26 protein-coding genes are annotated in these 20,931 nt (G+C 60.7%); 19 read left to right on the forward strand and 7 right to left on the reverse strand.

Annotated elements, in window-relative coordinates; all coding sequences use genetic code 11:
* Positions 1 to 32 precede the first annotated feature (32 nt).
* The 4 genes from ACM6I6_RS25155 to pilG form a co-directional block, all read right to left on the reverse strand.
* Positions 33 to 2,093: a methyl-accepting chemotaxis protein gene (locus tag ACM6I6_RS25155; RefSeq protein WP_406591758.1), complete on the reverse strand. Its 2,061-nt coding sequence runs from the start codon at positions 2,091 to 2,093 to the stop codon at positions 33 to 35.
* Positions 2,094 to 2,247: 154 nt separating this feature from the next.
* Entirely contained in the window at positions 2,248 to 2,781 is a 534-nt protein-coding gene (locus tag ACM6I6_RS25160) for a chemotaxis protein CheW (protein WP_274075639.1), read from the reverse strand.
* Between the two features lie 9 nt (positions 2,782 to 2,790).
* Positions 2,791 to 3,156: a twitching motility response regulator PilH gene (pilH, locus tag ACM6I6_RS25165; protein ID WP_085716385.1), complete on the reverse strand. Its 366-nt coding sequence runs from the start codon at positions 3,154 to 3,156 to the stop codon at positions 2,791 to 2,793.
* Positions 3,157 to 3,213: 57 nt separating this feature from the next.
* Complete coding sequence (gene pilG, locus ACM6I6_RS25170) at positions 3,214 to 3,618, reverse strand: twitching motility response regulator PilG (protein ID WP_046818327.1); 405 nt, start codon at positions 3,616 to 3,618, stop codon at positions 3,214 to 3,216.
* Between the two features lie 347 nt (positions 3,619 to 3,965).
* Between pilG and gshB the strand changes: the two genes are divergently transcribed.
* The 7 genes from gshB to ACM6I6_RS25205 all read left to right on the forward strand — a co-directional run bounded on the left by gshB (position 3,966) and on the right by ACM6I6_RS25205 (position 9,918).
* Entirely contained in the window at positions 3,966 to 4,919 is a 954-nt protein-coding gene (gene gshB, locus ACM6I6_RS25175) for a glutathione synthase (RefSeq protein WP_323606614.1), read from the forward strand.
* A 64-nt stretch (positions 4,920 to 4,983) separates the two neighbouring features.
* Positions 4,984 to 5,883, forward strand: coding sequence for an energy transducer TonB (locus ACM6I6_RS25180; protein ID WP_274075641.1), 900 nt, complete (start codon positions 4,984 to 4,986; stop codon positions 5,881 to 5,883).
* A gap of 135 nt (positions 5,884 to 6,018) precedes the next feature.
* Positions 6,019 to 6,591 (forward strand): YqgE/AlgH family protein, encoded by a 573-nt coding sequence (locus ACM6I6_RS25185; protein WP_274075642.1) that lies wholly within the window; start codon positions 6,019 to 6,021, stop codon positions 6,589 to 6,591.
* Positions 6,591 to 7,028 carry a Holliday junction resolvase RuvX gene (ruvX, locus tag ACM6I6_RS25190; RefSeq protein WP_323606615.1) on the forward strand — a complete coding sequence of 146 codons (438 nt, stop codon included), beginning with the start codon at positions 6,591 to 6,593 and terminating at the stop codon, positions 7,026 to 7,028. The genes ACM6I6_RS25185 and ruvX overlap by 1 nt, the downstream gene beginning before the upstream one ends.
* Before the next feature lie 86 nt (positions 7,029 to 7,114).
* Positions 7,115 to 7,618 (forward strand): bifunctional pyr operon transcriptional regulator/uracil phosphoribosyltransferase PyrR, encoded by a 504-nt coding sequence (gene pyrR / locus ACM6I6_RS25195; protein ID WP_274075643.1) that lies wholly within the window; start codon positions 7,115 to 7,117, stop codon positions 7,616 to 7,618.
* Between the two features lie 27 nt (positions 7,619 to 7,645).
* Positions 7,646 to 8,650, forward strand: coding sequence for an aspartate carbamoyltransferase catalytic subunit (locus ACM6I6_RS25200; RefSeq protein WP_046818333.1), 1,005 nt, complete (start codon positions 7,646 to 7,648; stop codon positions 8,648 to 8,650).
* Complete coding sequence (locus ACM6I6_RS25205) at positions 8,647 to 9,918, forward strand: dihydroorotase (protein WP_414920864.1); 1,272 nt, start codon at positions 8,647 to 8,649, stop codon at positions 9,916 to 9,918. Before ACM6I6_RS25200 ends, ACM6I6_RS25205 begins: the two co-directional genes overlap by 4 nt.
* Before the next feature lie 92 nt (positions 9,919 to 10,010).
* Here the strand turns inward: ACM6I6_RS25205 and ACM6I6_RS25210 are convergent, their stop codons facing one another.
* Entirely contained in the window at positions 10,011 to 10,442 is a 432-nt protein-coding gene (locus tag ACM6I6_RS25210) for an NINE protein (RefSeq protein WP_274075645.1), read from the reverse strand.
* Between the two features lie 249 nt (positions 10,443 to 10,691).
* On the opposite strand from ACM6I6_RS25210, the gene ACM6I6_RS25215 reads away from it, so the two are divergent.
* Complete coding sequence (locus ACM6I6_RS25215; RefSeq protein ID WP_274075646.1) at positions 10,692 to 11,309, forward strand: C40 family peptidase; 618 nt, start codon at positions 10,692 to 10,694, stop codon at positions 11,307 to 11,309.
* Positions 11,310 to 11,414: 105 nt separating this feature from the next.
* Here ACM6I6_RS25215 and ACM6I6_RS25220 read toward each other — a convergent pair whose 3' ends face one another.
* Positions 11,415 to 12,449 (reverse strand): type IV pilus twitching motility protein PilT, encoded by a 1,035-nt coding sequence (locus tag ACM6I6_RS25220; RefSeq protein ID WP_414920865.1) that lies wholly within the window; start codon positions 12,447 to 12,449, stop codon positions 11,415 to 11,417.
* A 56-nt stretch (positions 12,450 to 12,505) separates the two neighbouring features.
* Here ACM6I6_RS25220 and ACM6I6_RS25225 point away from each other — a divergent pair, with 56 nt between their 5' ends.
* The 9 genes from ACM6I6_RS25225 to ACM6I6_RS25265 all read left to right on the forward strand — a co-directional run bounded on the left by ACM6I6_RS25225 (position 12,506) and on the right by ACM6I6_RS25265 (position 19,198).
* Positions 12,506 to 13,192 carry a YggS family pyridoxal phosphate-dependent enzyme gene (locus tag ACM6I6_RS25225; protein ID WP_274075649.1) on the forward strand — a complete coding sequence of 229 codons (687 nt, stop codon included), beginning with the start codon at positions 12,506 to 12,508 and terminating at the stop codon, positions 13,190 to 13,192.
* Between the two features lie 22 nt (positions 13,193 to 13,214).
* Positions 13,215 to 14,033 (forward strand): pyrroline-5-carboxylate reductase, encoded by an 819-nt coding sequence (proC, locus tag ACM6I6_RS25230; RefSeq protein ID WP_323606619.1) that lies wholly within the window; start codon positions 13,215 to 13,217, stop codon positions 14,031 to 14,033.
* A gap of 24 nt (positions 14,034 to 14,057) precedes the next feature.
* Complete coding sequence (locus ACM6I6_RS25235) at positions 14,058 to 14,645, forward strand: YggT family protein (protein ID WP_274075651.1); 588 nt, start codon at positions 14,058 to 14,060, stop codon at positions 14,643 to 14,645.
* Between the two features lie 183 nt (positions 14,646 to 14,828).
* Complete coding sequence (gene metX / locus ACM6I6_RS25240; RefSeq protein ID WP_323606620.1) at positions 14,829 to 15,968, forward strand: homoserine O-succinyltransferase MetX; 1,140 nt, start codon at positions 14,829 to 14,831, stop codon at positions 15,966 to 15,968.
* 7 nt (positions 15,969 to 15,975) lie between these two features.
* The gene (metW, locus tag ACM6I6_RS25245; RefSeq protein ID WP_274075653.1) at positions 15,976 to 16,596 is read left to right on the forward strand and encodes a methionine biosynthesis protein MetW; all 621 of its coding nucleotides are present in this window, start codon (positions 15,976 to 15,978) and stop codon (positions 16,594 to 16,596) included.
* Between the two features lie 26 nt (positions 16,597 to 16,622).
* Complete coding sequence (locus ACM6I6_RS25250) at positions 16,623 to 17,057, forward strand: DUF4426 domain-containing protein (protein WP_274075654.1); 435 nt, start codon at positions 16,623 to 16,625, stop codon at positions 17,055 to 17,057.
* Positions 17,054 to 17,650: an RdgB/HAM1 family non-canonical purine NTP pyrophosphatase gene (gene rdgB / locus ACM6I6_RS25255; RefSeq protein ID WP_414920866.1), complete on the forward strand. Its 597-nt coding sequence runs from the start codon at positions 17,054 to 17,056 to the stop codon at positions 17,648 to 17,650. Before ACM6I6_RS25250 ends, rdgB begins: the two co-directional genes overlap by 4 nt.
* Complete coding sequence (gene hemW, locus ACM6I6_RS25260) at positions 17,647 to 18,852, forward strand: radical SAM family heme chaperone HemW (protein ID WP_274075656.1); 1,206 nt, start codon at positions 17,647 to 17,649, stop codon at positions 18,850 to 18,852. Before rdgB ends, hemW begins: the two co-directional genes overlap by 4 nt.
* A gap of 22 nt (positions 18,853 to 18,874) precedes the next feature.
* Entirely contained in the window at positions 18,875 to 19,198 is a 324-nt protein-coding gene (locus ACM6I6_RS25265; protein ID WP_008063519.1) for a DUF3392 domain-containing protein, read from the forward strand.
* On the opposite strand, the gene ACM6I6_RS25270 is transcribed toward ACM6I6_RS25265, so the two are convergent.
* The gene (locus ACM6I6_RS25270) at positions 19,195 to 19,647 is read right to left on the reverse strand and encodes an Lrp/AsnC family transcriptional regulator (RefSeq protein ID WP_323606622.1); all 453 of its coding nucleotides are present in this window, start codon (positions 19,645 to 19,647) and stop codon (positions 19,195 to 19,197) included. The two genes, ACM6I6_RS25265 and ACM6I6_RS25270, sit on opposite strands and share 4 nt — an antisense overlap.
* 269 nt (positions 19,648 to 19,916) lie before the next feature.
* Here ACM6I6_RS25270 and ACM6I6_RS25275 point away from each other — a divergent pair, with 269 nt between their 5' ends.
* Both ACM6I6_RS25275 and ACM6I6_RS25280 read left to right on the forward strand, forming a co-directional pair.
* Positions 19,917 to 20,300 carry a hypothetical protein gene (locus ACM6I6_RS25275; protein WP_323606623.1) on the forward strand — a complete coding sequence of 128 codons (384 nt, stop codon included), beginning with the start codon at positions 19,917 to 19,919 and terminating at the stop codon, positions 20,298 to 20,300.
* A 22-nt stretch (positions 20,301 to 20,322) separates the two neighbouring features.
* Entirely contained in the window at positions 20,323 to 20,922 is a 600-nt protein-coding gene (locus ACM6I6_RS25280) for a LysE family translocator (protein WP_323606624.1), read from the forward strand.
* Positions 20,923 to 20,931: the final 9 nt, after the last annotated feature.

The following is a 20,931-nucleotide window of genomic DNA, read 5'->3' on the forward strand; positions in this document are numbered from 1 at the left end:
CTTCAATCAAGATAGCCATGCCCGGGGGCGGTTCAAGCTTTGTCCGTTACCTGCGCCTTGGTGGCCGGCAAGGTGAACCCGGACACCGACCGCCGCAACTGGCTGGCCATTTTTGCCAGGTTGCCAATGCTCTCGGCGGTGGCGGTAGAGCCGGACGAGGTCTGCGTGGTGATCTGCTGGATCACGTTCATGGTCAGGGAAATCTGACCGGCCGACGACGTCTGTTGTTGCGCGGCGTTGGAAATGCTCTGGATCAGCGCCGCCAGGGTCTTGGACACCCCTTCGATTTCTTCCAGGGCCACACCGGCATCCTGCGCCAGACGCGCGCCGCGCACCACTTCGGTGGTGGTCTGCTCCATGGAGATGACCGCTTCGTTGGTGTCGGCCTGGATCGCCCGCACCAGGGTCTCGATCTGCCGTGTTGCGGCGGACGAACGTTCCGCCAGGCGCTGCACCTCGTCGGCGACCACCGCAAAACCACGTCCGGCATCACCGGCCATGGACGCCTGGATTGCCGCGTTGAGGGCCAGGATGTTGGTCTGGTCGGCAATGTCGTCGATCAGGCTGACAATATCGCCAATTTCCTGGGAAGACTCGCCAAGGCGTTTGATTCGTTTGGCGGTGTCCTGGATCTGTTCGCGGATGTTGTCCATGCCGTGGATGGTGTTGTGCACCACCTCGTTGCCCTTGTTGGCGATTTCCACCGAACGCTCGGCCACCGCCGAGGACTCGGCGGCGTTGGCCGACACCTGGTCGATGGACTCGGCCATGTCGTTGATCGCGGTGGAGGCTTCGGAAATCTGTTGGGCCTGGTGTTCCGAGGCCTGTGCCAGGTGCATCGCGGTGGCCTGGGTTTCCTGCACGGCGGCGGCGACCTGCCCGGCTGTGAGGTTGATCGTGGCCACCAGATCGCGCAATTGATCCACGGAGTAGTTGATCGAGTCGGCAATGGTCCCGGTGAAGTCCTCGGTCACCGTGGCGGTCACGGTCAGGTCGCCATCGGCCAAGTCTTCGATTTCGTCGAGCAGACGCAGGATCGCGTTCTGGTTGCGTTCGTTCTTCTCGGCGGTTTCGCGCAGCTGGCGATTGGTTTCACGCACCATCACCAGGCCGATGAGGATGATCGACATCAACGCCGCCAGGCCCAGGACATAACCGCCGATGGTGTCGGTGTCACGTCCCCCGGCGAGGTTTTCGAAACCGCTGGCCAGGTGGGACGCTTCGTCGAGCAGGGTTTGCGAGAGACTGAAGATATTGGTCGCCGATTCACGGACCTTGAACAGCTCCGGTGAGGTTTCGAGGATTTCGTCCACGGAGCCCGATACGAATTCGAACAGCTCGGAAATCTCTATCAGCCGCGCACGCGCGTCTCGGTCCTCGACCTGGCTGACCCGCAGCGCTGCGTTGCCCTGGAGCATGCCGTTGAGCACCTGGCCGAAACGCGCCGCGTCACGGCCGAACGCATCGGCGGCCTGCTGTGAGTTTTCGTCGCCAGACAAGACGGTATTGACCGCGCCTAAAATACGTTCGGCCAACAGGGATTGACGCTGGGCCATCGCCACCTGGGCCGCCGGGGCGCCCCGTTGCAGCAGGGTTTCGACGACTTTTTCGTATTCGACCTGCAACTGCGGCACGGTTTCGGCGAGGGTCGCGGCGACCTGATGCAGCGACAACACCGTCTGCTCGCTGGACAGGATGGCGTCGGTGTTTTTCAGCAGGCGTTCCCAGTCCAGTTGCACGGCGCGCATTTCCGGGCGCACGCTGGCCGGTGCCGGTGGCAGGCCGGTAGCGGGGTCGCCTTTCTTCAGATAACTCCAGCGCCGGGCAAAATCGTTGCGCGCATCGCTGAGCAACTTGAACGCCGCGGCCTTGCCGGCAGCGGCTTCGGTGGCATTCTTGGCAATCCGTTGGGACAGCACGCGCAGCTCACCGGCGTGGCCGATGTACTGTTTGTCGTAAGTAGCCTGGGTGTTGAGGTACGCGAAGTTGGCGAACAACAACATGATGAAGATGATCAGGGCGATGAACAGCGCGATGATCTGCGATCGACTGCGCGACCCTTCCATTGGCTTGCCTGCTTTTGCTTTTGTCATCGGTCTTCGCCTGTTAACCCACTTCTGGGCCTACCAGAATCCCCTATGGGAGCGGGCTTGCTCGCGAAAGCGGTGTGTCATCCAAGATTAAATTCGACTGGCATGACGCCTTCGCGAGCAAGCCCGCTCCCACATTAGATCGGTGTCGTTCCTGTTAAACGGCTACGTTCATGAATCCCTGCGACCGCGCCAGCGCAAACAGGCTGAACACTTGCCAGGTCTGTTCACGCTGAAACCGGCCCGTGATGAACGGTGAAATCGGGCTGTTCAACGTGTCTGCCGGCTCCAGGCTGCCCCGGGCAAAGTGCTGCAAGCCAAAGACCTCATCGACCAACAACCCGGCAAACACCTCGTCATGTTCCACCACCAACACGCGCCGCTGCTTGCGCGCCGCCGAAACCTCGTGGCCGAAGAAGCCTGCCAGGTCCATGATCGGCAACAGGCGCCCGCGCAGATTGGCCACGCCCTTCACCCACGGCTTGACCCCCGGCACCAGGGTAAACCGCGGCTCGTGCAACACTTCACCGACTTCGCCCATGGGCGCGACGTACCAGCGTTCGCCCAGGCGAAAACCGATGCCGCTCCAGCTGTCCTGCCGGGTCGGCTGGGACGGCAGGTCCGCCGCCAGCAAGCGACAGCGCCGGTCGATCTGCAGCAGCAGCTCGAAGGCGGTCAATGATTCGTTCATGGCGCAGGATCAACCGGCCAGCACGTTGTTGAGGGTCTTGATCAGGGTGTCTTCGTCGACCGGCTTGGTCAGGTAGTCCCTGGCGCCCTGGCGCGTGCCCCAGACCTTGTCGGTTTCCTGATCCTTGGTGGTGATGATGATCACCGGGATGTGCCCGGTGTCCGGGTCTTTGGTCAACTGGCGGGTCGCCTGGAAACCGTTGAGGCCGGGCATGACGATGTCCATCAGCACCGCGTCGGGTTTTTCCTGGCGGGCCAGGGCCACGCCGTCTGCGCCGTTTTCGGCTTTCAATACTTCATGACCGTGCTTTTCCAGCATGCCGGTCAGTTTGTACATTTCAGTCGGCGAATCATCGACGATCAGGATACGTGCCATGGTCTTCCCCATTCTTGTCGGCGCAGGGCCCAATGGCCGAGCGTCTCTGTAGGTGTCTTACTGCGGCAAAACAGCGGCAAAGCCCGGGACATGGGCCTGGATCGCGTTCAGCAGTTCTTCCTTGCTGAAAGGTTTGGTCAGGAACTGGTCGGAGCCGACGATGCGCCCCTTGGCCTTGTCGAACAGCCCGTCCTTGGACGACAGCATAATCACTGGCGTGGACTTGAAGGCACTGTTGTTCTTGATTAAAGCGCAGGTCTGATAGCCATCCAGGCGCGGCATCATGATGTCGACGAAGATGATCCCGGGGTGGTGATCGGCGATCTTGGCCAGGGCATCGAACCCGTCGATGGCCGTGATGACCTCACAACCCACGTTCTTGAGCAGTGTTTCGGCGGTGCGGCGAATCGTCTTCGAATCGTCGATCACCATGACCTTCAAGGCGCTGGGTTGCTGTTCCATAGTGGCTCCACCGTCGCCTTTACGAATCTATTTGTCCCTATGCGGGCCGTCGAGCCCTCGAAACCCTTGATGTTCAAGGCCCGGCACGACATGGCAGCCTTTTTAGCACAGTCTCCAAATCCAATCTATCGGCCGGCCCTGGCAGTGGTTTTTCCTTGACCGGGAACACACTCAGCGCCACTCTGACGCCACTTTTATACGCTGATCCTCTGTAGGAGCGAGCTCGCTCGCGATGGTCGTCAACGATAATGCGTGCTGTCAGGATGAGCGCGTTGCCCTTGAGTTTTTCGCGAGCACGCTCGCTCCTACAGAGATCGACATCAGCCCCACATCTTGAGGAAACACCCATGAGCGTTCGTGTCGGGATTGTCATGGATCCTATCGCCAGCATCTCCTATAAAAAGGATAGCTCGCTGGCCATGCTGCTGGCCGCACAGAAGCGCGGCTGGGAACTGTTCTACATGGAGCAGCGCGACCTGTACCAGGCCGAAGGTCAGGCGCGGGCGCGGATGCGTCCGCTGAAAGTGTTCGCCAACCCGGAAAAATGGTTCGAGCTGGAAGCCGAGCAGGACGCCCTGCTGAGCGACCTGGACGTGATCCTGATGCGCAAGGATCCGCCCTTCGACATGGAATTCGTCTATTCCACCTATCTGCTGGAACAGGCCGAAAGCGCTGGCGTGCTGGTGGTCAACAAGCCGCAGAGCCTGCGCGACTGTAACGAAAAGCTGTTCGCCACGCTGTTCCCGCAGTGCACGCCGCCGACCATCGTCAGTCGTCGCCCGGACGTACTGCGCGAATTCGCCGACCATCATGGCGATGTGATCCTCAAGCCGCTGGACGGCATGGGCGGTTCCTCGATCTTCCGTCATACCGCCGGCCACCCGAACCTCTCGGTGATCCTCGAAACCCTGACCCTGCACGGCCAGCAGCAAATCATGATCCAGGGCTACCTGCCGGCCATCGTCGATGGCGACAAACGCATCCTGATGATCGACGGCGAACCGGTGGACTACTGCCTGGCGCGCATCCCCGCTGCCGGCGAAACCCGTGGCAACCTCGCTGCCGGTGGCCGCGGCGAAGCCCGTCCATTGACCGAGAAGGATCGCTGGATCGCGGCGCAAGTCGGCCCGACCCTGCGCGAGAAAGGCCTGTTGTTCGTTGGCCTCGATGTGATTGGCGAGCACCTGACCGAAATCAACGTCACCAGCCCGACGTGCATCCGCGAAATCGACAATGCCTTCGGCACCGATATTGGCGGCATGCTGATGGATGCCATCGATCAGAAGCTCAAGGCCCGTTGAAAAGCCAAACCAACATTGCGTTATCATGCGCGGCCTGTGAAAACGCGATGTTGGTTTCCTTGTCATGACCCTCCCGTCCGATCTGCCTCCCGAACTCGCCCGTTACGGCGTGCGCCCGGCCGATCGCCTCGGTTTTACCCTGTTCCTGGCGGCGCTGATCCACCTGGCATTGCTACTGGGTGTCGGCTTCACCATGGTCGAGCCCAAGCAGATCAGCAAAACCCTGGAAATCACCCTCGCCACCTTCAAGAGCGAAAAGAAGCCGGACAAGGCCGATTTCCTCGCCCAGGAAAACCAGCAAGGCAGCGGCACCCTGGACAAGAAGGCGATCCCCAAGACCACCGAGATCGCGCCGTTCCAGGACAACAAGGTACAGAAAGTCACACCGCCACCCGCCGCCAAGCCTGAAGTCCAGGAAGCCGCGCCCAAGGCTGCCGTGACCACCGTCGCGCCGAAGCCGAAAAAAGCTGCCGCGAAAACCGAAGAACCCAAACCCGTCACCAAACCTGCGGTGGCCGCGCCGACGTTCGACAGTGAACAGCTGTCCAGCGACATCGCCAGCCTCGAAGCCGAGCTGGCCCAGGAACAGCAGTTGTACGCCAAGCGCCCGCGCATCCACCGCCTGAGCGCCGCGTCGACCATGCGCGACAAGGGCGCCTGGTATAAGGACGAATGGCGCAAGAAGGTCGAGCGCATCGGCAACCTCAATTATCCCGACGAAGCCCGGCGCAAGCAGATCTACGGCAATTTGCGCCTGATGGTCTCGATCAACCGCGATGGCTCGTTGTATGAGGTGCTGGTGCTGGAGTCGTCCGGGCAACCGCTGCTGGATCAGGCGGCCCAGCGCATCGTGCGGCTGGCGGCGCCGTTTGCGCCGTTTACCGGGGACCTGTCGGATATCGACCGCCTGGAAATCATCCGCACCTGGAAATTCGCCCGCGGCGATCGCCTTTCCAGTAATTGATCGAAGATCAAAAGATCGCAGCCTGCGGCAGCTCCTACATTTGGAATGCATTTCCCTGTAGGAGCTGCCGCAGGCTGCGATCTTTTGACGTGCTTCGGCTTGTCAGTTCGCCCCTCCAACGCCACACTAGCGCTCATGAAAAACGTCAGCCCCAGCTACCTCAAGCATCACTTCCTGATCGCCATGCCGCACATGGTCGACCCGAACTTTGCGCACACCTTGACCTACATCGTCGAGCACACGGCCAATGGTGCCATGGGGCTGGTGGTCAACCGTCCGCAGGACCTGAACCTGGCCGATATCCTCGAGCAATTGCGCCCGGACATCGAACCGCCAGCGCTCTGCCAGCACGTGCCGATCTTCATCGGCGGGCCGGTGCAGACCGACCGCGGTTTTGTCCTGCACCCCACGGGCCAGGGTTTTCAAGCGACCGTTGATCTGGAAGGCGAACTGTCGCTGTCGACCTCCCAGGACGTTCTGTTCGCCATCGCCGATGGCGTTGGCCCGGCGAAAAGCGTGATCACCCTGGGTTATGCCGGCTGGGAAGCCGGGCAACTGGAGGCCGAACTGGCGCAGAACGCCTGGCTGACCTGCCCGTACGATGCCGACATCCTGTTCAACACCAGCAGCGAACAGCGCCTGGAAGCGGCGGCCAAACACCTGGGCGTCAACCTCAGCCTGCTGACCAGCCAGGCGGGGCACGCCTGATGGCCCTGCGGTTGATTCTGGGGTTCGACTACGGCACCAAACAGATCGGCGTTGCGGTTGGCCAGGTGATTACCGGCCAGGCCCGCGAGCTGTGCACCTTGAAGGCGCAAAACGGCATTCCCGACTGGGATCAGGTCGAAGCGCTGATCAAGGAGTGGAAACCCGACGCCGTGGTGGTCGGCCTGCCGCTGAACATGGACGGCACGCCCAGCGACATGTGCGCCCGCGCGGAAAAATTCGCCCGGCGCCTGAACGGTCGCTTCAACCTGCCCTTCTACACCCACGATGAACGCCTGACCACCTTCGAGGCCAAGGGCGAACGCCTGGCCCGGGGCGGACAGAAAGGCAGTTACCGTGACAACCCGGTCGACGCCATCGCCGCCGCCCTACTGCTGCAAGGCTGGCTCGACGAGAATGGCGCATTGTTCCAATCCTAATCCTGAAGAGCCGTCACCCGTCTCTTTTAGCTACACCCCGAGCCACCTCCAGCAACGACCCGGCTCGGGCCCAAGAAGGAGCAACCATGAGCCTGCCCAATCCCGCCGAACTGATCAGCCAGATGGCGACTGATCTCAAGGCACACCTGGAACACCGTGGCATCAGCGAACCGCGCTACATCGGCATTCGTACCGGTGGCGTGTGGGTTGCCCAGGCCCTGCTCAAGGAGCTGGGCAGCGCTGAACCTCTTGGCACACTCGACGTTTCCTTCTACCGCGACGACTTCAGCCAGAACGGCCTGCACCCGCAAGTGCGCCCGTCGGCCCTGCCGTTCGAGATCGAAGGCCAGCACCTGGTGCTGATCGACGACGTGCTGATGAGCGGCCGGACCATCCGCGCCGCCCTGAACGAACTGTTCGACTACGGTCGCCCGGCCAGCGTGACGCTGGTGTGCCTGCTGGACCTGGATGCCGGTGAACTGCCGATCCGCCCGAACGTACTGGGCGCGACCCTGTCCCTGGCAGCCCACGAGCGGGTAAAACTTTCGGGCCCGGAGCTCGAGCTCGAACTGCAAGACCTCGCCCTTTAATTCGCCCTATTGAGAGTCCCCCTCGCGATGACGCCTTTAGATACCAAGCGCCCGCTGCAGCTCAATGATCAGGGCCAGCTGCGCCACTTCCTCTCGCTCGACGGCTTGCGCCGCGAGCTGCTGACGGAAATCCTCGACACCGCCGACTCGTTCCTGGAAGTCGGCGCCCGGGCGGTGAAGAAAGTCCCGTTGCTGCGCGGCAAGACCGTGTGCAACGTATTCTTCGAGAACTCCACCCGCACCCGCACCACTTTCGAACTGGCGGCCCAGCGCCTGTCGGCGGACGTGATCACCCTGAACGTGTCGACATCGTCGGCGAGCAAGGGGGAAACCCTGCTCGACACCTTGCGCAACCTGGAAGCCATGGCCGCCGACATGTTCGTCGTGCGCCACGGTGATTCCGGCGCCGCCCACTTCATCGCCGAGCATGTTTGCCCGCAAGTGGCGATCATCAATGGCGGCGACGGCCGTCACGCGCACCCGACCCAGGGCATGCTCGACATGCTCACCATCCGCCGGCACAAGGGCGGTTTCGAAAACCTGTCGGTGGCCATCGTTGGCGACATCCTGCACTCGCGGGTCGCGCGCTCGAACATGCTGGCCCTGAAAACCCTGGGCTGCCCGGACATCCGCGTGATCGCGCCGAAGACCCTGCTGCCGATCGGCATCGAGCAATACGGCGTGAAGGTCTACACCGACATGACCGAAGGCCTGAAAGACGTCGACGTGGTGATCATGCTGCGCCTGCAGCGTGAACGCATGACCGGCGGCCTGCTGCCGAGCGAAGGCGAGTTCTACCGCCTGTTCGGCCTGACCACCGCGCGCCTGGCCGGCGCCAAGCCCGATGCCATCGTCATGCACCCGGGGCCGATCAACCGTGGCGTGGAAATCGAGTCGGCGGTGGCCGACGGCCCGCACTCGGTGATCCTCAACCAGGTGACCTACGGCATCGCGATTCGTATGGCGGTGCTGTCCATGGCCATGAGCGGACAGACTGCGCAGCGCCAATTCGAGCAGGAGAACGCCCAGTGAAGCTCAGCATTCTTGGCGCACGCGTTATCGATCCGGCCAGCGGCCTGGATCAAGTGACTGATATCCACATTGAAGCCTGCAAGATCGTCGGCCTCGGCGCCGCTCCAGCGGGTTTCGTTGCAGTAGACACCATCGACGCCAAGGGCCTGGTGGCGGCCCCTGGCCTGGTCGACCTCAACGTCGCCCTGCGCGAGCCGGGTTACAGCCGTAAAGGCTCGATCACCAGCGAAACCCGTGCGGCGGCTGCCGGCGGCGTCACCAGCCTGTGCTGCCCGCCGAAAACCAAACCGGTGCTGGACACCTCGGCCGTCGCCGAACTGATCCTCGACCGCGCCCGCGAGGCCGGCAACACCAAAGTCTTCCCGATCGGCGCCCTGAGCAAAGGCCTGGGCGGCGAACAGCTGGCCGAACTGGTTGCCTTGCGCGATGCCGGCTGCGTGGCCTTCGGCAACGGCCTGGAGAGCTTCCGCAACACCCGCACCCTGTGCCGGGCGCTGGATTACGCGGCCACCTTCGACCTCACGGTGATCTTCAACTCCCAGGACCACGACCTGGCGGAAGGCGGCCTGGCCCACGAAGGCCCGACCGCGAGCTTCCTCGGCCTCCCGGGCATTCCGGAAACCGCCGAAACCGTGGCCCTGGCCAGGGATCTGCTGTTGGTTGAACAGACGGGCGTGCGCGCGCACTTCAGCCAGCTCACCAGCGCCCGTGGTGTCGCCCTGATCGCCCAGGCCCAACAGCGCGGCCTGAAGGTCACGGCGGATGTCGCCCTGTACCAGTTGATCCTGACCGACGAAGCGCTGATCGATTTCAGCAGCCTCTATCACGTACAGCCACCTCTGCGCACCCGCGCCGACCGCGATGGCCTGCGTGCCGCCGTGAAATCAGGCGTGGTCTCGGCCATTTCCAGCCATCACCAACCTCACGAACGAGACGCCAAGCTGGCGCCGTTCGGGGCCACCGAGCCAGGCATCAGCAGCGTTGAACTGCTGCTGCCGCTGGCAATGACTCTGGTGGAAGACGGCTTGCTGGACCTGCCGACGCTGCTGGCGCGCCTCAGCACCGGCCCTGCCGAGGCCCTGCGCCTGCCGGCGGGCAAGCTGGCGGTGGGTGGCGCGGCGGATATCGTGCTGTTCGACCCCGCGGCCTCGACCGTGGCCGGTGAGACCTGGCTGTCCAAGGGCGAGAATTGCCCGTTCATTGGGCACAGTTTGCCGGGCGTGGTGCGTTATACCCTGGTGGATGGGCGGATCAGCCACCAGGCCTAAGACCGCGGCGCCTCAATCGCCAGCAGGGCTAGCTCCCACAGGATATGTGAACGACACAAATCCCCTGTGGGAGCCAGCCTGCTGGCGATGACTTACTTGAAGGCACCTCTGTTTTGCGCGTTACGTACCGACACTTGGTCATTCAGTGTCCAGAAGTCATACAGCACCCCCAGAAAGAACAACCCACCCGTCACCAGGTACAGCAATCCGCTGATCCACTTCCCCTGATACATCCGGTGCACACCAAACACCCCGAGAAACGTCAGCAGGATCCACGCCACGTTGTATTCGATCGGCCCGGCGGTAAACCGCAGGTCCGCTTCACGGTCCATGGCCGGAATCAGGAACAGGTCGATCAACCAGCCGATCCCCAGCAAACCGAAGGTGAAAAACCAGATCGTCCCGGTTACCGGCTTGCCGTAATAAAAGCGATGAGCCCCGGTAAAGCCAAAAATCCACAGCAGGTAACCGATCACTTTACTGTGGGTATCCTGGTGCGGGACGGGCGCTTGATAGGTGTTCATGGATGACCTCGATTCACACGATAGATAAATATTCTTTAAATCTTTGTGACTTTTTTACGAGCAGCCGACGTATGGCACATGTTAGCGTCTCTCTCGCCAAACCCTTATAGCACTTGGCTTCTGTCCGACAATTGCGTCCATTCGCCGCTTATTTGGTTCCGTTGACCCCAAGGTTAATCGACCAACGGCCCCGGAAGGCACAAAAAAGCTGTTATAAAGTTGCGCGCCAACACATACGAGCCCTGCCTAATGCGTCCATTTTTCAAGACATGGCTAACCATTTGCCTATTATTGCCACTGGCCGCCCACGCCACCAATCGTGAGCAACGTCTTCCGAACGTTAATGGTTACACCCAGAAATCCCATGCCGCTGCTCCTTCGAGCAAAAGCAAGAAATCGGTCAAATCAGCTCCGCAGCTGGTCAGCAAAAGCAGCCTGGTGCCGCCAATGGGGACCAAGGAAAGCAGCAACGTGCTGAGCCGCGCCGTCAACGTCCTCGGTACACCGTACCGCTGGGGTGGCAGCAGCCCGAGCAAAGGCTTCGACTGCAGCGGCCTGGTCAAATATGCGTTCAACGACGCCACGTTTGACCTGCCACGGACCTCCAATGCCATGGCCAGCGGTCACGGCGAGAAAGTCGATCGCAACGATTTGAAACCGGGCGACCTGATTTTCTTCAACATCAAGAGCCGTCGAGTCAATCACGTTGCCATCTACCTGGGCAACGACCGCTTCATCCACGCACCACGCCGTGGCAAGTCGGTGAGCATCGACACTTTGAAGAAACCGTATTGGGAAAAGCACTACGTAGTGGCCAAGCGGGTTCTGCCGAAAGAACAGAATGCGATGCGGGTTGTGCAGCGCTGATTTGAAACAAGATCAAAAGATCGCAGCCTGCGGCAGCTCCTACACAGGGATTCGCGTTTCCCTGTAGGAGCTGCCGCAGGCTGCGATCTTTTGCTTTTCCCCCCATCAAAAATTATCCGGCGACCGCGCCTTCTCCCGCGCCTGATCGCGACTGACCAAACCCCTGGTTACCAGATCCTTCAAACTCATATCCAGCGTCTGCATCCCCAGCGACCCGCCCGACTGAATCGACGAATACATCTGCGCCACCTTGTCTTCACGGATCAGGTTACGAATCGCCGACGTTCCCAGCATGATCTCGTGAGCCGCCACCCGACCACCCCCGATCTTCTTGACCAGGGTCTGGGACACCACCGCCAGCAACGATTCGGACAGCATTGAACGCACCATCGCCTTCTCGTCCCCCGGAAACACGTCGATGACCCGGTCGATGGTTTTCGCCGCCGAGGTCGTGTGCAGCGTGCCGAACACCAGGTGACCCGTCTCGGCAGCGGTCAACGCCAGGCGGATAGTCTCCAGGTCCCGCAGCTCCCCCACCAGGATCACGTCCGGGTCTTCGCGAAGGGCCGAACGCAAGGCTGTGGCGAAACTGTGGGTATCGCGGTGGACTTCGCGATGATTGATCAGGCATTTGCGCGATTCGTGGACGAACTCGATAGGGTCTTCAATCGTCAGGATGTGGTGATGGCGATGGCTGTTCAGGTAATCGATCATCGCTGCCAGAGTGGTGGACTTGCCGGACCCCGTCGGGCCTGTCACCAGCACCAGCCCGCGGGGTGCATCGGTCATCTTGTGAAACACTTCGCCCATGCCCAGCTCTTCCATGCTCCGGACCCTGGACGGGATCGTACGAAACACCGCACCAGCGCCTCGGCTCTGATTGAAGGCATTGACCCGGAAGCGCGCGATGCCGGGCACCTCAAAGGAAAAGTCGGTTTCCAGATGCTGTTCGAACGCCACCCGCTGGGTATCGTTCATGATGTCGTAGATCAGCGCCTGCACCTCCTTGTGCTCCAGGGCCGGCAAGTTGATGCGCCGCACGTCGCCATCGACGCGGATCATCGGCGGCAGGCCGGCCGACAAATGCAGGTCGGACGCGCCTTGTTTGGCGCTGAACGCCAGCAACTCAGTGATATCCATAGCGCCCCTCAATTCCAGTAGAATGCCGCCAACCTCAGACCGCTGGCGCCTCTTGAATGTCCACGATAGCAGACAACATTGAACAGGTTGGTTCACGCATTCGTGCCGCCGCCCTCGCTGCCCACCGCGATGAAAACAGCGTGCAGTTGCTGGCCGTGAGCAAGACCAAACCCGCCCAGGCGCTGCGTGAAGCCCATGCCGCGGGCCTGCGCGACTTTGGGGAAAACTACCTGCAGGAAGCCCTGGGCAAGCAGCTTGAATTGACCGACCTGCCCTTGATCTGGCACTTCATCGGCCCCATTCAATCGAACAAGACTCGTGCAATCGCCGAGCACTTCGCCTGGGTGCATTCCGTGGATCGCCTGAAAATTGCACAACGCTTGTCCGAACAACGTCCCGCCGATCTGCCCCCCTTGAACATCTGCATCCAGGTCAACGTCAGTGGTGAAGCCAGCAAATCCGGCTGCACCCCGGCGGACCTGCCGGCCCTGGCCAACGCCATCAGCGCCTTGCCGCGCCTGAAGTTGCGCGGGCTGATGGCGATTCCCGAGCCGACCGAAGATCGCGCCGCCCAGGATGCCGCTTTCGCTTCCGTGCAAAACCTGCAGGCCAGCCTGAATTTGCCACTCGACACACTTTCCATGGGCATGAGCCACGACCTCGAGTCGGCCATTGCCCAGGGCGCTACCTGGGTCCGTATCGGTACGGCCCTGTTTGGCGCCAGAGATTACGGTCAACCTTGACCCCATTTTATAAGGACCTGACATGAGCAAGACACGTATTGCCTTTATCGGTGCCGGCAACATGGCCGCCAGCCTGATCGGCGGCCTGCGGGCCAAAGGTCTGGAAGCGGCGCAGATCCGCGCCAGCGATCCGGGCGAAGAAACCCGTGCCCGCGTGAGCGCCGAACACGGCATCGAAGTGTTCGCCGACAACGCCGACGCCATCCAGGGCGCGGACGTGATCGTGCTCGCGGTGAAGCCCCAGGCGATGAAGGCTGTCTGCGAAGCCATTCGCCCAAGCCTGAAACCCGAGCAACTGGTAGTGTCGATCGCCGCCGGCATCACCTGCGCCAGCATGAACAACTGGCTCGGCGCCCAGCCGATCGTGCGCTGCATGCCCAACACCCCGGCGCTGTTGCGTCAGGGCGTGAGCGGTCTGTTCGCCACCGCCCAGGTGAGCGCCGAGCAGCGCCAGCAAGCCCAGGAACTGCTGTCGGCCGTTGGCGTTGCCCTGTGGCTGGACGAGGAACAGCAGCTGGATGCGGTCACTGCCGTGTCGGGCTCGGGCCCTGCGTACTTCTTCCTGCTGATCGAAGCCATGACCGCCGCTGGCGTCAAACTCGGCCTGCCGGCAGACATCGCCGCTCAACTGACGCTGCAGACCGCCCTGGGCGCCGCCCACATGGCAGTGTCCAGCGACGTCGACGCCGCCGAGCTGCGTCGCCGCGTGACTTCGCCTGCGGGCACCACGGAAGCCGCGATCAAATCGTTCCAGGCCAACGGCTTCGAAGCACTGGTGGAAAAAGCCCTGGGCGCCGCCGCGCACCGCTCGGCCGAGATGGCTGAGCAACTCGGTCGCTAATCAGCACTTAATAAGGAATCAACAATGCTCGGACTCAATGACGCTGCCATTTTTGTGATCCAGACCTTGGGCAGCCTGTATCTCTTGATCGTGTTGCTGCGTTTCATCCTGCAACTGGTGCGGGCGAACTTCTACAACCCGCTCTGCCAATTCGCCGTAAAAGCTACTCAACCGCTGCTCAAGCCACTGCGCCGGGTGATCCCGAGCATGTTCGGCCTGGACATGTCCTCGCTGGTGCTGGCCCTGATCGTGCAAATGGCGCTGTTCGCGGTCATCCTGCTGCTCAGTGGCTACTCGGTCGACGTGCTGTTCCTGGCACCCTGGGCGCTGATCGGCATCTTCGCGCTGTTCTTGAAGATCCTGTTCTGGGCGATGATCATCAGCGTGATCCTGTCCTGGGTCGCTCCGGGCAGCCACAACCCGGGCGCCGAACTGGTCCAGCAGATCACCGAGCCGGTACTGGCTCCGTTCCGCCGGATCATCCCGAACCTGGGCGGTCTCGACATCTCGCCGATCTTCGCCTTCATCGCCCTGCAATTGCTGCAGAGCTGGCTGATTCCGCGCCTGGCGTACTACGCGCTGATGCCGAAGGAATTGTTTGGCCTGATCTAATACCGCGTTATCGTTCTTCGCGAGCAAGCCCGCTCCCACATTGGAATGCGTTCCCCTGTGGGAGCGGGCTTGCTCGCGAATGGCGCACCTCGGTCCAATTGAAATAAATCAGGCCCGGCCTTTGCTTGCCGCTAACCCCACCGGTCTTTAGACTTACGCCTCATTTCAACGAGAGCAGGGTCGATGCCAGCTGCCTTTCCCCCCGATTCTGTTGGTCTGGTGACGCCGCAAGTGGCGCACTTCAGCGAAGCCCTGGCCTTGGCCTGCGGCCGCTCGCTCCCGGCCTACGACCTGGTTTACGAGACCTACGGCACCCTGAACGCCACGGCGAGCAACGCCGTGCTGATCTGCCACGCCTTGTCCGGCCACCACCATGCGGCGGGCTATCACAGCCCCGACGACCGTAAACCCGGTTGGTGGGACAGCTGCATCGGACCCGGCAAGCCCATCGACACCAGCAAGTTCTTCGTGGTCAGCCTGAACAACCTTGGCGGCTGCAATGGCTCTACCGGCCCGAGCAGCATCAACCCGGAGACCGGCAAGCCGTTCGGCGCGGACTTCCCGGTATTGACCGTGGAAGACTGGGTGCACAGCCAGGCGCGCCTGGCCGATCGCCTCGGCATCGCGCAGTTTGCGGCGGTGATCGGCGGCAGCCTCGGCGGCATGCAGGCGATGCAATGGAGCATCACTTACCCCGAGCGCATCCGCCATTGCGTGGCCATCGCTTCGGCACCCAAGCTGTCGGCGCAGAACATCGCCTTCAACGAAGTGGCGCGCCAGGCGATCCTCACCGACCCGGAATTCCACGGCGGTTCTTTCCAGGAACACAGCGTGATCCCCAAGCGCGGGCTGATGCTGGCGCGCATGGTCGGGCACATCACCTACCTGTCCGACGACTCCATGGGCGAGAAATTCGGTCGCGGCCTGAAAAGCGAGAAGCTCAACTACGACTTCCACAGCGTCGAGTTCCAGGTCGAAAGCTACCTGCGTTACCAGGGTGAGGAGTTCTCCGGGCGTTTCGATGCCAACACTTACCTGCTGATGACCAAGGCCCTGGACTACTTCGACCCGGCGGCCAACTTCGACGATGACCTGGCGAAAACCTTCGCCGGCGCCACTGCCAAGTTCTGCGTGATGTCGTTCACCACCGACTGGCGCTTCTCCCCTGCCCGCTCGCGGGAACTGGTGGACGCGCTGATGGCCGCGCGCAAAGACGTCTGCTACCTGGAAATCGACGCGCCGCAGGGCCACGACGCCTTCCTGATTCCGATCCCGCGCTACCTGCAGGCGTTCGGCAATTACATGAACCGCATTACGTTGTGAGATAGCCATGAGAGCTGATCTGGAAATCATCCAGGAATGGATCCCCGCCGGAAGCCGCGTGCTCGACCTCGGTTGCGGCGATGGCGAGCTGCTGACCTGGCTGCGCGACAACAAGCAGGTCACCGGCTACGGCCTGGAAAACGACGCGGACAACATCGCCGAGTGCGTGGCCAAGGGCATCAACGTCATCGAGCAGGACCTGGACAAGGGCCTGGGCAACTTTGCCAGCAACAGCTTCGACATCGTGGTCATGACCCAGGCGCTGCAAGCAGTGCACTACCCGGACAAGATCCTCGAGGAAATGCTGCGGGTCGGCCGCCAGTGCATCATCACCTTCCCCAATTTCGGTCACTGGCGCTGCCGCTGGTACCTGGCGAGCAAGGGCCGAATGCCGGTTTCCGAGTTCCTGCCCTACACCTGGTACAACACGCCGAATATTCACTTCTGCACCTTCGCGGATTTTGAAGCCTTGTGTCGCGAACGTGAGGCCAAGGTCATTGATCGGCTGGCCGTGGATCAACAGCATCGGCACGGGTGGGCCAGTAAGCTATGGCCTAATCTGTTAGGTGAGATCGGTATTTACCGCGTCAGCAGTCCGGGGCTTGCAGACCACAAGGTCGCGGTCTGAATCACCACATTTCGAGGAGAACGAACATGGGTCGTCTAGCGCTGCTTCTACTCACCGCCTGCCTGAGCGTCACGGCCATGGCCGCCGATGCGATCAAAGGTGATCGTCAGGAAAAATTCGGCGACGTGACGGTGCACTACAACACCTTCAACTCCACGTTCCTGACGCCGGACATCGCCAAGGCCGCAGAGCTCACCCGCAGCAAGAACCAGGGCGTGATCAACGTTTCGGTGCTCAAGGACGGCAAACCGCAGATGGCCCAGGTCAGCGGTACGGTCAAAGACCTGACCAGCCAGAGTGTGAACCTGAACTTCCGCCAGATCACCGAACAAGGCGCGATCTACTACATCGCCCAGTTCCCGGTGGAGCAGCAGGAAACCCGCACCTTCGACATCAAGGTGCAGACCGGTGACAAAATCAACACCATCAACTTCAACCAAGAGCTCTTCCCCGGCGAATGATCAACTTCACGCAACTCGTACTGGCCAGCCACAACGCCGGCAAACTCAAGGAACTCCAGGCCATGCTCGGCGAGTCGGTGCAACTGCGCTCGATCGGCGAGTTCAGCAGCGTGGAGCCTGAAGAAACCGGCCTGTCGTTCGTCGAGAACGCCATCCTCAAGGCCCGCAATGCCGCGCGCATTTCCGGCCTGCCGGCCCTGGCCGACGATTCCGGGCTGGCGGTGGATTTCCTCGGCGGTGCGCCGGGCATCTACTCGGCGCGTTATGCCGATGGCAAGGGCGATGCGGCGAACAACGCCAAGCTGCTCGACGTGTTGAAGGATATGCCTGAAGCCGAACGCGGCGCGCAGTTCGTCTGCGTGCTGGCGCTGGTTAGACACGCCGACGATCCGCTGCCGATTCTCTGCGAAGGCCTGTGGCACGGGCGTATCCTGACCCAGGCCAGCGGCGAACACGGTTTTGGTTACGACCCGCTGTTCTGGGTGCCGGAGCGTGATTGCTCCAGCGCCGAGTTGAGCCCGGCCGACAAGAACCAGATCAGCCACCGCGCCCGTGCAATGGATCTGCTGCGCCAGCGTCTGGGCTTGAAATGACCCGTGAATCCTCCGCGTCGCCGCTGATCTTCGGCGGCGCCGCACAATCGCCTCGGGCCGCCCTGCCGGTGCTGCCGCCCCTGGCGCTGTACATCCACATCCCGTGGTGCGTACGCAAATGCCCCTATTGCGACTTCAACTCCCACACCGCCAGCCCCGTGCTGCCGGAAGAAGAGTATGTCGACGCATTGCTGGCCGACCTCGACCAGGACCTGCACGCTGTCTATGGCCGCGAGCTGAGTTCGATCTTCTTCGGCGGCGGCACGCCAAGCCTGTTCAGTGCCCAGGCCTTGGGGCGCCTGCTCAAAGGCGTAGAACAGCGCATCCCGTTTGCCCACGACATCGAAATCACCCTGGAAGCCAACCCCGGTACGTTCGAGCAAGAGAAGTTCGTTGCCTACCGCGCGCTGGGCATCAATCGCCTGTCGATCGGCATCCAGAGCTTTCAACAAGAAAAGCTCGAGGCCCTGGGTCGCATCCACAACGGTGACGAAGCGGTGCGCGCCGCCGGCATGGCCCGTCAGGCCGGGTTCGATAACTTCAACCTGGACTTGATGCACGGCTTGCCCGATCAATCCCTGGATGACGCCCTGAGCGACCTGCGCCAGGCCATCGCCCTGAAGCCGACGCACCTGTCCTGGTATCAGCTGACCCTGGAACCCAACACCGTGTTCTGGAACCAGCCACCGACGCTGCCGGAAGACGACACCCTGTGGGATATCCAGGAAGCCGGGCAGGCGCTGCTGGCCGAACACGGTTACGCGCAATACGAAGTCTCCGCCTACGCCCAGCCCGGGCGCCCGGCGCGGCACAATCTCAATTACTGGAGTTTTGGCGACTTCATCGGCATCGGTGCCGGCGCCCACGGCAAGCTGAGCCATCCGGACGGCCGTATCGTGCGCACCTGGAAGACCCGCTTGCCGAAGGATTACCTGAATCCGGCGAAAAGCTTCCAGGCCGGCGAGAAAGCGCTGACCAATGACGAGATGCCGTTCGAGTTCCTGATGAACGCCCTGCGCCTGACGGCCGGGGTCGAGGCGCGGCTGTACCCGGAACGCACCGGAATGTCCCTGGAAAGCCTCGCCAAAAGCCGTCGCGAAGCCGAACAAAGCGGCCTGTTGCAGGTCGAACCGTCACGTCTGGCGGCTACCGAGCGCGGACAACTCTTCCTCAACGACTTGCTGCAGAAATTTCTGAGCTGATTTCAGCCTAAAGGGAAAACGAATGGATTTGGTACTCGACCTGCTCGCCACCGCGTCTCGCTGGAGCCGCAGCAACCTCTCGGAAATCGCCCTCGCCCTGGTAGGTTGCCTGCTGGTGTTGTTCGGTGCGGATTTCAAAGGCTGGGTCGAGCAACGCCTGGGCAGCATCGCCGGCGCCTTGCGCGTACCGCTGATGTCCCTGCTGTGCATGATTGGCAGCGGTGCGGCGCTGATCTATGCCACGCCGTGGATCGTCAAGGGTTTGAGCCAGTTCAACAACTACAGCCTGGCGCCGGTATTGTTGGTGGTACTGGTGCTGATTGGCGTAGTCGCCGACCGCCGCTAAAGCGGCGGCAACTTGCGCTCCATTGCTTTGATCAACGACGTATGAGTTGCTGCCATTGGCGCAAAACGGCATAGCAGTTCGTCTAGATGGTCGACTGAGCGCAGATACATCACGCAGACAAAGTCGTCATCCCCCGTCACCTTGTAAAAGGTGACGCACTCCTCCGCCTCCCTGAGTAGCTGCTCCACCGTTTGCATCTGACCGGGATTGGAGCGCATCCGAACAATCATCTGCAGCCGATATCCGACCACCTCAGGATCGACATCGACGCAGTAACCCTTGATTGCAGTCCTCTCCAAGTGCCGAAGTCGCTCCCCGCAACTGGGCGCAGACAGGCCAACCTGCCGGCTCAATGCTTTCACCGACAACCTGGCATTACTATTCAGTGCAGTGATGATCGACTTGTCGAGCGGGTCAAGTACCGCCTCTTTTTTAATAAGTTTTTTCATTCTGATGGCCTTCTGAAAACAGGTCTATGAAGGAGAACTCGTTGATCTTGTCGCATGCCAATGGAATTCATAGCACGTCGTCGGCTGTACTCATACACTCAAAAAACCGCCAAACAGCGTTATAGAAAAATACTACATAAAAATCGGAATGAGATGACGAGGTATCAAAATGAAACTTGAGCCCGACGAAAATCTGTTTGCCTGCTATCTTTCAAACCTGTTCCCAGAACAGCGTATATTTACATTAATACATAGAGCAACGATTGGGTATGGAACTAAAAAAGCGAGGTTTGAATGTTCTATTCCACGAGCGCAATTTTACAGCCACCCACCAGATTGTTATTAAATCGACTTATCTGGATAGCGCCGCCCAGGAAGTCAGATTATTAGAGTCTGCCAATATCATATGCAATAAAACACCACTTGGCTGGGGATCATCAAAAGACAGCCCTGCAGATCAAAGCGCGATAAGACTGGGTACTACCGAAATCACAAGACGAGGAATGAAGGAGCACCACATGGCGTGGATAGCTGAAAGAATAGCCGAAGCACTGCACCATTCACGCAGTCCCGAGTTGATTGCCCAAGATGTAATCGAGTTCATGAAAGATTTTAGAACGCTGTACTTCTGCCACGACACCGCTACTCACTGAAGCCCTCTTTCAGGTTTTCCCTATGAGCTTTATTACATCTTCGGAGTTTTCTTTTCTAATAACAGCCTCAGCGCTACTTGCAAGTCCAGGGCCCGCAACAATGGCTCTGGCGGCGAGTGGGGCGGCATACGGGCTCAAGCGATCACTCCTGTTCTTCGCCGGAATCATGGCAGGGCTCGCGATTTCAGTTAGCCTGGTAGCGTCAGGCGTCTTCCTTGTTATTCAACAGGTTCCAATACTTGCTACGGGAGTGGGACTTGTCTCGGCAGCCTACATCCTGTTCCTCGCCTGGTCGATTGCTAGAACTCCGCCTATCAGTAGTGTAACAACGGTGGCAGCACCACGATGGAATGCCGGATTTATTATTGGCGTAACCAATATCAAAGCCTACGCAGTATTTGCAGCGCTGCTGGGAGGATTTCCGCTGGGATTACCACATCCATGGGATTTGGTATTCAAGATTGCTGGTAGCCTGGGGATCTGCGTTACTTTTGATTTTATCTGGCTTTGTTCCGGCAATCATTTGAGACGCTTTTTTATCCGACCACGCTGGAATCGAGCACTCAACATAAGCTTTGCCATGCTGATGATATCCAGCGTTGCCTGGTCGCTATTGCTCTGAGATTCAACA

The organism is Pseudomonas sp. IT-P218 (assembly GCF_949767605.1).
Taxonomy (GTDB): Bacteria; Pseudomonadota; Gammaproteobacteria; order Pseudomonadales; family Pseudomonadaceae; genus Aquipseudomonas; species Aquipseudomonas putida_AE.